Below are 10,026 nucleotides of genomic sequence, written 5' to 3'. Positions count from 1 at the left end.
ATTTAGGAAAAACAGGTTGGACAGTTCAACGTTTACTCAGAATAATTCAAGTGAATTTGTTTGAAAGAAGAACTTTAAAAGCTTTATTTTCACCCGATAAAATACCCATAAAACAAGAGGAAGCTCATTTGAGCTTCCTCTTGTGAAAAATTGTGGGACAGCAATGACCCGAAGGTGCTTTTTTTATTTGCTTAAATTACTGATACCAGCCGAAGAGCTTAAATACATAAGGCACATAAGCAATGATCAGCATCGCTGGCAGTAACACAATCATCGGTAAAATCCAGCGCTCATAACGGTAATAAAAGGACTTATGTCGAACTTCTGCATCCGCCTCGGCCACCTCAGCATCACCAATGGATTGCCTTGCCAACAGATGGTTCAGAGCAACTGGTGGTGTCACATAACCCAACTCGAAACCAATCAAGGTAATCATCCAGAAATGTACCGGATGAATTCCATACTGATAGGCGACTGGTGCAACCGTTGCTGAAATCAGGATCACTGCGCCGAATGGGTCCATAATCATGCCAACGAACACCATCAGGCCAACAATCATGGAAATCACCAGAATGGTACTGCTAATATCTGTCGGGAACGCTTCCATAATTTCCATACGTTCCAGCAGGCCGCCCACACTGACAGATAGTGCCATCAGAATCACCAGCGCACCAATGTGTCCAACCGTTTCACTGGTCGAAATGTGTAATGATTTCCAGAAGCCGACATGACGTAAACTTTCAACCGCAGTCGAACGTTTTACACCATGATCTACAGCCAGCTCACCGCCCTGCTGCTCAACATGGTCTGCTTCACGATATTCAGCATTAATGGCTGTACCTGCAGTCGCCATTGCAGGCGTATTTCCTGAACCTAAGGTTGTGGTTAAGGTTTCATCCCAATGCCCTACTGGTGGTAATGGTGCAGGCTCATGACGTAACTTATCAAATAGCACGATCATCAACAGAATGACTGGCATCATGACAGGTGCAGTAAATTCATTCAGATCTGTAGATAAAGCATATTTGTAGAACAGCCAGATCAGGATGAAAATCACAATATAAGGAATCACATTTACAAAGGCACGTGCAGACTGTGGTGAAGCCAGACCAGGTGCAGCAATACGGAACTTGCTTTCAGCAAAGAATAGCGAAATGATCAGGAACAATGTTGAACTGAGCAGGAAGACATAGACACCGTAGTGATACAGCATATCTGTCGTCACTTCCTTGTTCAGTGAAGCAACCACAACAATCAGTAGACATGGACGAAGCACCACACCGAGTGAACCGGACATCGCTGTTGCTGCCAAGGCAAACTGACGGCGACCACCGGCATTCCAGACTTCCTTATAAATGATCGCACCTGCAGCAATCACGAAAATCCCAGATGCACCGGTATAAGCGGTTGGTAGTGCAGCTGCCAGCAGGATTAACCAGGTCAAGGTTTCTGGTGCCAGATTCCATGGACGCAGGATATTCAGGAACATGTCTACGACACGGGTTTGTTTCAGCAACATACCGGCCCAGATAAATAAGGCCAGATTTAGGAAGATACTCGAAAATTCAACCAACTGCCCCAGATAGATGCCCTGACCCATCGGGTAATCCATCAAGAAGACAAAGTTAAATCCGGTACTGATGGCCATATAGGCATACAGTGGCACGCTTAAGAAAGCCAGCCCGAAACTGCCCCCTTCTCGGGTCGCCTGAGGTGGCTTAATGACTTGATACAAACTGATCAGGGTCAATGTCCCAAAGAGAATCATCCATAGCCAGTAGACATACTTCATGTCTCCCATTGGCACCCCGGAATTCAGCACCGACATATATTGGCTATAGGAAGAATAGACCAGGAAACTGTTCGCGATCAGCATCGCCACAGAATAGACTTTAAAGTCGATACGAGTGGCTGGACTACGTAGACCAATATGATGGGTTTTCAATGTCGCGCTGATTGCAGCAAATACCACCATAATGATGAGCAGCAAGGCACGGTTTTCAGTCCCGAACTTGAAAATGCCAAAGAATGAAGTTTCAAAACTGCGATAGGCACGAATACTTGGATGCGCTTCAATATGCGTTATCGCCTTGTCATAGAACTGGTAAGACTCTTCACAAACCTGTTGTGCCTGCATCACTGCAGCACGCACATCCGCTTCAGAACGTACACCGAAGAAATCGGCATATTCATCGGCGGCATCTGCTTTCATCTGCTCCTGAACTTTTTGATCGACATTAATATTACGATCACATTGTGGTGCTTTCGGTTCAGCACGCAAAAACGAATATTGCATGCCTGTCGCCGGATCACCATACAGACGCTCGCCCATACGCAGTAACTGACCATGAATCATTTCCCCGGTTCCAATCACTAAGGTCAGTAAGAGCAAGATGAGCACGACAAAGGTCGAGATCCACTCTGTCCAGATATAACGTAACAGACCTAATCCTGATCTGTTTTGATTATCGTTGTGCATGTATTTTCCTATTCTTGTTTTCGCGCCTTACATTCTTTTAAGCGCTGGTCTTCCTGTCTGCCCCGAAAATTCCTTTACAAGGGTCAGTATCATTATTTTCTGTTTTGACTCTGCATGAAAATCAGCAGAATAAAAATGACAATTTATCTTTTCTTTTTGTCTTTTCTGCCAACAGTTTCAGCTATCCTGGACATAATTGCCCAAGATATAGAGCAATGCGACTACCACTCCCCAGATCACCCCTAATAAATGCGCTTCGACCAGTACCGGACTGCCGATAAGTTGTGCAGTTTCCTGATTTCCAATGGTATTTTCCCAAATCAGTTTGGCAAAGATTAAAAATAATACCATTACGGCAAACCCACGTTCACGCTGATAAAGTAGATGCACGCAGGCGACTGCGACATAGGCCCCATGTAATACCCCGGATAGTCCTGCATATGCTTCAATATTTGGCAGGAAAAAATAAAAACTCAGGCTGATCAACGGCGGCAGAATCAAAAGAATCGAGACGAAATGCCACACAGATGCACGGGGAAAAATGAAAGGTAAACAGATAAAGGCAAGGATATTCAGAAAATAATGGGCCCAGCCGACATGCACCCAGTGCGCAGTCCAGAGCCGCCAGAATTCTCCGAGCAGGCTTTCCTGCCAGTAGATGAAAGCATCGTTAAAGATTTGCAAACTCGCTGAAAGAGAGACAAAAGCCGCCAGAAAAATAATTTTTCGTCGAAGATGTTGATCTTGCATCGGCTCCTTGAACTCCTTTCAGCATATTGAAAATGACCTCTATGAGCATCATTCACTTAATTTTTCATTAAATTATAGGTCAGCGCTAAACAGATCATCCAGTTCTGAAGAATTATCTGTTTCATCCCAGAAGGTCTGCATGCCATCATCTGCACTACGAATACCGGTATTTTCAGTCCAGTAACGGTCAGAAATACCATTCACCATAATGGCAGCCATACTGTCGATCAGCTTGAACTGAGGATTGACTGGCTTTTCATCACTACGTGCCTGATCAAAGGTTCTTAACGCATCACGAATTTTGGCATCATCCCCACTGGCCTGTGCCGCTACAGCATATAAGGCATGTGATAAACGTACACCTTTTTGCTCACCGATTTGTACTGACTGTTTCAGAGTTTGGTAAGGATCAGGTTTTCCATCACCTGCCCCTGGCAATAAAGTCCAGATCACAGCACGGGTTGCATTTGGCGCGCCCCAGAATTTGGTATTATCCAGACAGGTCATGCCACGCTCAACCACAGCCGCAATATCTTTAGGTACTTGTACAGCCCCACCCGAGTTAATGTCATTGGTCATGGCTTGCAAGCCACTCAGCATGCCCAGCAGATAAACTGTCTGTTCAATATCACTGTTCATGCGTGGACAGCCTTCACCCAGCGCTTTTTTATATTTTTTCTCATAACGGGTCTGGAATAACTGATAACCCGTGTACTGACGTTGTGCAGCCAGTGCAGCCCACCGTTTCTGCTCAATCCGCGCATCCTGAGCTTCAGTCACCTGATTGACTTTAGAAGCACGCAGATACCGTAGCTCTGCATCCAGCGCTTTCTGCTCGGCACAAATCCCCGCTGCGGAGTACATCAGTACCGCAACACGAGTCGGATCAGCCCCCATTTCCTTGGTCGACATGATGGCTGGTGTTAAAGAATTCCCGGAATTACACACCATCTCGGCATCATCCATCGCCAGGATTGGTGGAACAATATGCTTTTCAGTGAAGCCCAGCGCCACATTGGCACCGGTTTTAATGACCTGAGAACATCCTGTTAGAACTGTTGTTGTTATTGCAATGGTCGCCATACCTTGGCATATTTTTCGGACGCTCGACATTTTCCTGTCCTCTATAATTGTGATTATGTCCATTATTCTGCTAAACATATCAGAAGCATATAACGAATAAAAGAGTATTTACTCTAATTTAGACCAGACACTTTGCCATTAAATTGCCCAGCTGCAATTGACTGTAGTAGATAAAATCCCAAATTTTGGGCAAAAAAAAGTAGCATTGCGACGGTTCAGCACATGCTACTTATCAACTTGGCAAGTCGAGAAGAAAATAGGTTCTCGAGCTTAATTCTGTTATTTAGGTGAAAATCTGTCCTTCAGCACCGTTCCCAGCCGTCCTATGACCAGGGCCATCACAATCGCAACGATCAAAAACATCCACATTGGAAATTCCATCATGATCTCCTGGGTTCGCTGTTGGTGACTTAAATGTACCTGCTTATAAAAAAAGCAGCTGAAAAATTGTCAGACAATTTATTGTTTTTGCAGAGAAATATAATTTTTTGTCTGACAATTCAAGCGGGGTTAGCGGATAAATCTTTATTTTTAATGAATTTATTTAAAATTTTGGAATGTCATTTGTCGGACAATTAAAGTATTTTTGTCAAAACTTTCAAAGACTTCCATTGTTTAAAAGGCAACTGGTCACACCAGATGAGCAACGGACGTGCTTTTGCATGCTGGAAATACACCACGATATAAGCTTGGTGATCAATCACGTGACTGATCAACACTCGCCGTGTGCCTTGCGCAGCTGCTGTCAGCGACCATTCACGTCCATCCAGATATTCAAACTGCTCAATGTGCGGTGTCTTACGATAAAACAACTGATAGATGACCAATCCGATGACACCACAAACCAGCCAAATCGCCATAGGCAATAACTGATACAGCAGGAACATCAATACAGCAAAAATAAAAAGCTGAAACACCAGCGCACACTTGCTGCGTTTCAGCTTGAAACAACGATTATCCATGAACGTAAAATTTAAGCTTCTTGATAAAATCTTTTAATTCAGGGCGTGGGGGTTCAGACACTTCCATAAACCAGTCCAGCAGGTCTGGATCTTCCTGTGCAACCAGCTCAGCAAACATCTGTTTTTCGAAGGGATCAGCAGTGAGATAATAGTTTTTCACGTAGGGATCAAAATATACATCGATCTCTTTCAAGCCACGACGCGCGCGATAAATCACTTTGCGCTCTTCTAAGGTGATGTCATCAGTCATCGAATTTTCCCAACTCGTTACAAACCTGAGTAGTTTACCTTAAGCCATTGCTGAATTTCGAGGTATTTCATACAAATGACCAAAAGCATCAGCAGATTCTCCAGATTTGAACATTCAGCTCATTGTTCCCTCGTCTGCTCTATCTTAAGTTAAATAAAACATCACAATAAGGAAATTATAAGATGCATTCGAGCGCGATCCGTCCATTGGCCAGCATGCTGCCACGTCAGCTTTTCAATGATGAACATGAAGCCTTTCGGGAGATGGTCCGTAAATTCTATGAAAAGGAAGTGATTCCTCATACAGAAAAATATGAACAGCAACAGCATATCGATCGTGAGCTCTGGAATAAAGCCGGTGAACTTGGCCTTCTCTGTGCCACGATGCCTGAAGCTTATGGCGGTTCAGGGGTGGATCGTTTATACAGTATGATCCTGATCGAGGAACAGGCCTATGCAGGCGACTCTGCGACAGGATTTTCACTGCACTCCGATATCGTGGCCAATTATATTCTGAACTTTGGCAATGAAACACAAAAGCAGCAATGGCTCCCGAAAATGGCTACAGGTGAAGTGGTCACGGCAATTGCGATGACCGAACCTGGAACTGGCTCCGACCTGCAGGCAGTACGCACCAGTGCAGTGTTAGAAGACGATGAATATGTGATTAATGGATCTAAAATCTTCATTACCAATGGCTATCTTTGTGATACGGCAATTGCGGTATGTAAGACGGGTCATAGTGAGAAAGGCTCTGCCAATCTTTCTTTGATTATGGTCGAAGCAGATCGTGCAGGATTTAGTAAAGGTAAACCCTTAAATAAAATCGGCATGAAAGGTCAGGATACCTGTGAACTGTTCTTTGACAATGTCCGTGTGCCTAAAGAAAACCTGCTAGGTCAGGAAGGCATGGGTTTTATGATGCTGATGAAAGAACTGGCTTGGGAGCGGTTAATTGTGGCCATCATATGTCAGGCAGGGGCAGAAGCGGCATTCGCACATACGGTAAAATACACCAAAGAACGTCGAGCCTTTGGCAAACCGATCAGCGCTTTTCAAAATACCCGTTTTAAACTGGCAGAACTGCGTACCGAAATTGAAATCTGCCGAGCTTATCTGGACCGTTGTATGCAACTACAGCTTAATCAGGAATTGGGAATTGATGCCGCTGCAGCTGCCAAATACAAAATTTCTGAACTGTATACCAAAGTGGTTGATGAATGCCTGCAACTGCATGGCGGTTATGGCTATATGCTGGAATATCCGATTGCACGAGCGTATCTGGATAATCGCGCGAACCGCATTTATGCAGGGACCAATGAAATCATGAAGGAACTAATTTCCAGATCCCTCTAATTTGTAAAAAAGGAGTACATCAGGTACTCCTTTTATCTATGCCTCTACTTAAGACACCAATCTTGGCTTGGCTGGCACAGCACTGGATTTCGATTTAAATTTCAATACTCCATCTTCAAAAGATGCAGTTTTCAGCTCTTTACGGTCCGCCAGATAATTATTGGATACTTTCCAAGGCGCATGCTTACCCTGTTTCGGCATTACATCTGCGGCACGGGCAATATAGCCTGAAGTCAGACTTCCCATCACCGTATCTTCCAGCAACTCGGTGGCATCCCCTTCTGGAATCACTTCATCATAACCATGGTGATCCATATAATTGAGAAGACGACAGATATATTCTGCGGCAATGTTCACTTTCAAGGTCCAGGAAGCGTTGATATAACCAATAATCAGCGCCATATTCGGTACATCACTGACCATGACCCCTTGATACAGCATATGCTTCGACGTATCCAAAGGCTTGCCATCCATCGTGGCCTGAATACCACCCAGAATCTGAATATTTAAACCAGTAGCAGACACAATAATATCCGCATCCAGATGTTTACCTGATTTCAGCTGAATCCCAGTTTCAGTAAATTTCTCGATATGATCTGTTTCTACAGATGCATGACCTTCACGCAGGATTTTGAATAAATCCCCATCTGGCACTACACATAGGCGCTGATCCCAAGGTTCATAATTTGGGGTAAAGTGTTTCATATCCACTTTTCCTTTCAGCTGGAACTGTACAGATTTTAATAATAATGTTTTCAGTAGTTTTGGCTGTTTTTGTGCGAGTGCATAGATACCACGCTGCACGCCGATATTACGCGCACGGGTCAGCTTATAGGCCACATCTTCAGGCAATAATTTACGCATTTTTGAGTAAATCATATCGATCGAAGGCACTGACGCGATATAGGTTGGAGAGCGCTGTAACATGGTCACATGCCCTGCACCGCCTTTAACCATGGCAGGAACCAATGTAATCGCTGTTGCACCACTGCCAATAATGACTACTTTTTTTCCGCTATAGTCCAGATTTTCAGGCCAATGCTGCGGGTGAATGAATGTACCTTTGAATGCTTCCTGATTCGGGAATTCCGGCTGGAAGCCTTGATCATAATTGTAGTAACCGGTACAGCCAAGAACAAAGTTAGCGATCCAGGTCTGCTTTTTGCCCTGAGCATTTTCAACTACGACTGACCATTTACGTGTCGCTGAATCATAATTGGCACTAACGACGCGATGTTGAAAATGAATTTTTGAGCTCAAGTTAAATTCCTGAACCACTTCTGCAAGATAATTTTTAATTGCCGAGCCGGAAGCCAATACACTTTCTTTTTTCCACGGCTTGAAGTTGAAACCAAAAGTCGACATATCCGAATCTGAACGGATACCCGGATATTTAAACAGGTCCCACGTACCGCCAAAGCTTTCACGACGTTCAATAATTTCGAATGAGCGTTGAGGACTATGTTTAGAAAGATGGGCTGCCAGACCAATTCCAGAGATCCCCGCGCCTATAATTAAAATATCAACTTGCTTTTCCATATTCTTCTTTTTCCTGAGCATTGTCATATATTTTTATTAAAGCACAAAATTGACAATACACAATGTCAAGTTTAAATAAAAGTGATTATTTTTTTATCTTTTAAGGACAAATTTCTAAACAGCCTGATAATGGGTAAATGCTAGGCATTAAAAAAGGCCGGTTTATTCAACCGACCTTTTCGAACAACGTTTGCTGCTCTACACGAAATTAGTTAACTTCGCGATCTACTAGCTCAACGTAAGCCATCGGTGCAGCATCACCTGCACGGAAGCCCGCTTTAAGAACACGTAGATAACCGCCGTTACGCTCTTTGTAACGAGGGCCAAGAACGGTAAATAATTTACCAACAGTTGCAGCTGAACGAGTACGAGCAAACGCCAAACGACGGTTTGCTACTGTATCGACTTTAGCTAAAGTGATTAAAGGCTCAGCAACACGACGTAATTCTTTTGCTTTAGGCACAGTTGTTTTGATCAACTCGTGCTCGAACAAAGAGTTAGCCATGTTTTGGAACATCGCTTTACGATGACTGCTTGTACGGCCTAATTTCACACCACTATTACGATGACGCATGGTGATAGTCCTACTTAATTAACGGCTACGATAGGCGAAACGATCGTCCATACGGAGACTAGCTGGTGGCCAGTTCTCTAAACGCATGCCGAGTTGTAAGCCTTTGGAAGCCAGAACATCTTTGATCTCAGTAAGCGATTTTTTACCAAGGTTAGGAGTTTTAAGTAACTCAACCTCAGTACGCTGTACAAGATCACCAATGTAGTAAATGTTTTCTGCTTTCAAACAGTTAGCAGAACGAACAGTTAGCTCTAGATCATCTACTGGACGAAGCAAAATTGGATCAACTTCTTCACGAGGTTCTTGAGCCACAGGAGCTTGATCTTTCTGAAGATCAACAAAGATTGCAATTTGTTGTTGCAAGATTGTTGCCGCTTTGCGGATTGCTTCTTCAGGATCAACTGTACCGTTGGTTTCAAGATCAATGACCAGTTTATCAAGGTCAGTACGTTGTTCTACACGAGCGTTTTCCACTGTGTAAGACACACGTTTGATCGGGCTGTAAGATGCATCTAACTGTAAACGACCCACTGGGCGAGTCTCGCCTTCTGGGAAACGTGAGTCAGAAGTCTCATAGCCACGGCCTTGAGCCACTTTCAGGCGCATCTTAAGATTGCCTGATGCACTTAATGTGCCGATCAAGTGTTCAGGGTTAACCACTTCAACATTATGAGGTAAACGAAGGTCAGCCGCAGTTACGTCGCCTGGACCTTGTTTCTCTAATGTTAAATAAGCTTCATTTTGATCGAACAGCTTAATAGACAATCCTTTTAGGTTCAGCAAGAGCTCGACGATGTCCTGCTGCAAGCCTTCCAAAGTACTGTACTCGTGCTCAACACCTTCAATCTCAACTTCTACCACAGCAGCGCCAGGTAAAGAAGAAAGAAGGATGCGACGTAAAGCATTGCCCAGAGTATGACCAAAGCCACGCTCTAAGGGTTCTAGAATAACTTTTGCCGAGGTCCCGCTTGCCGCTTCGACCTTGATCGCTTGCGGAGTTAGAAACTCATTTGCAGTACGCGTCATATTGCTAC

At 44.1% G+C, this 10,026-nt stretch carries 9 protein-coding genes and 1 pseudogene; 2 read left to right on the top strand and 8 right to left on the bottom strand.

What is annotated here, in order from left to right; translation table 11 throughout:
- Positions 1–146 (top strand): annotated as a pseudogene (locus FTV13_RS05060) (IS4 family transposase); the annotation flags it as partial.
- A 50-nt stretch (positions 147–196) separates the two neighbouring features.
- Here FTV13_RS05060 and FTV13_RS05055 read toward each other — a convergent pair.
- The 5 genes from FTV13_RS05055 to FTV13_RS05035 form a co-directional block, all read right to left on the bottom strand.
- On the bottom strand, positions 197–2,479 hold the full coding sequence (locus FTV13_RS05055; RefSeq protein ID WP_180011208.1) for a TRAP transporter large permease subunit: 2,283 nt from the start codon (positions 2,477–2,479) through the stop codon (positions 197–199).
- Positions 2,480–2,656: 177 nt separating this feature from the next.
- Positions 2,657–3,229, bottom strand: a complete 573-nt coding sequence (gene rrtA / locus FTV13_RS05050) for a rhombosortase (RefSeq protein WP_180011205.1) — start codon at positions 3,227–3,229, stop codon at positions 2,657–2,659.
- Positions 3,230–3,301: 72 nt separating this feature from the next.
- A complete protein-coding gene (locus FTV13_RS05045; protein ID WP_004786877.1) occupies positions 3,302–4,342 on the bottom strand; it encodes a hypothetical protein in 1,041 nt (346 codons plus the stop codon).
- A 545-nt stretch (positions 4,343–4,887) separates the two neighbouring features.
- Positions 4,888–5,274 carry a hypothetical protein gene (locus tag FTV13_RS05040; protein ID WP_104425690.1) on the bottom strand — a complete coding sequence of 129 codons (387 nt, stop codon included), beginning with the start codon at positions 5,272–5,274 and terminating at the stop codon, positions 4,888–4,890.
- Complete coding sequence (locus FTV13_RS05035) at positions 5,267–5,524, bottom strand: succinate dehydrogenase assembly factor 2 (RefSeq protein WP_034590267.1); 258 nt, start codon at positions 5,522–5,524, stop codon at positions 5,267–5,269. Before FTV13_RS05035 ends, FTV13_RS05040 begins: the two co-directional genes overlap by 8 nt.
- A 182-nt stretch (positions 5,525–5,706) precedes the next feature.
- Here FTV13_RS05035 and FTV13_RS05030 point away from each other — a divergent pair, with 182 nt between their 5' ends.
- Positions 5,707–6,879 carry an acyl-CoA dehydrogenase family protein gene (locus FTV13_RS05030; RefSeq protein ID WP_180011203.1) on the top strand — a complete coding sequence of 391 codons (1,173 nt, stop codon included), beginning with the start codon at positions 5,707–5,709 and terminating at the stop codon, positions 6,877–6,879.
- Between the two features lie 48 nt (positions 6,880–6,927).
- On the opposite strand, the gene FTV13_RS05025 is transcribed toward FTV13_RS05030, so the two are convergent.
- The 3 genes from FTV13_RS05025 to FTV13_RS05015 all read right to left on the bottom strand — a co-directional run bounded on the left by FTV13_RS05025 (position 6,928) and on the right by FTV13_RS05015 (position 10,018).
- On the bottom strand, positions 6,928–8,418 hold the full coding sequence (locus tag FTV13_RS05025; RefSeq protein ID WP_180011201.1) for an NAD(P)/FAD-dependent oxidoreductase: 1,491 nt from the start codon (positions 8,416–8,418) through the stop codon (positions 6,928–6,930).
- 208 nt (positions 8,419–8,626) lie between these two features.
- Positions 8,627–8,992 carry a 50S ribosomal protein L17 gene (gene rplQ, locus FTV13_RS05020; RefSeq protein WP_004786886.1) on the bottom strand — a complete coding sequence of 122 codons (366 nt, stop codon included), beginning with the start codon at positions 8,990–8,992 and terminating at the stop codon, positions 8,627–8,629.
- 18 nt (positions 8,993–9,010) lie between these two features.
- Positions 9,011–10,018, bottom strand: a complete 1,008-nt coding sequence (locus tag FTV13_RS05015; protein ID WP_004786889.1) for a DNA-directed RNA polymerase subunit alpha — start codon at positions 10,016–10,018, stop codon at positions 9,011–9,013.
- Between the last annotated feature and the right edge of the window lie 8 nt (positions 10,019–10,026).

Origin of the sequence: Acinetobacter sp. YH12235, from assembly GCF_013417705.1 — a bacterium.
In the GTDB taxonomy this organism is placed as follows: Bacteria; Pseudomonadota; Gammaproteobacteria; order Pseudomonadales; family Moraxellaceae; genus Acinetobacter.
The sequence above is the reverse complement of the archived record's forward strand: the minus strand, read 5'-3'. Positions and strand labels throughout refer to the sequence as shown.

Coding starts and splice junctions, on each gene's coding strand:
- FTV13_RS05030 (WP_180011203.1), top strand. CDS start 5,707: ATGCATTCGAGCGCGATCCGTCCATTGGCCAGCATGCTGCCACGTCAG.
- FTV13_RS05035 (WP_034590267.1), bottom strand. CDS start 5,524: ATGACTGATGACATCACCTTAGAAGAGCGCAAAGTGATTTATCGCGCG.
- FTV13_RS05055 (WP_180011208.1), bottom strand. CDS start 2,479: ATGCACAACGATAATCAAAACAGATCAGGATTAGGTCTGTTACGTTAT.
- FTV13_RS05045 (WP_004786877.1), bottom strand. CDS start 4,342: ATGTCGAGCGTCCGAAAAATATGCCAAGGTATGGCGACCATTGCAATA.
- FTV13_RS05015 (WP_004786889.1), bottom strand. CDS start 10,018: ATGACGCGTACTGCAAATGAGTTTCTAACTCCGCAAGCGATCAAGGTC.
- rplQ (WP_004786886.1), bottom strand. CDS start 8,992: ATGCGTCATCGTAATAGTGGTGTGAAATTAGGCCGTACAAGCAGTCAT.
- FTV13_RS05025 (WP_180011201.1), bottom strand. CDS start 8,418: ATGGAAAAGCAAGTTGATATTTTAATTATAGGCGCGGGGATCTCTGGA.
- rrtA (WP_180011205.1), bottom strand. CDS start 3,229: ATGCAAGATCAACATCTTCGACGAAAAATTATTTTTCTGGCGGCTTTT.
- FTV13_RS05040 (WP_104425690.1), bottom strand. CDS start 5,274: ATGGATAATCGTTGTTTCAAGCTGAAACGCAGCAAGTGTGCGCTGGTG.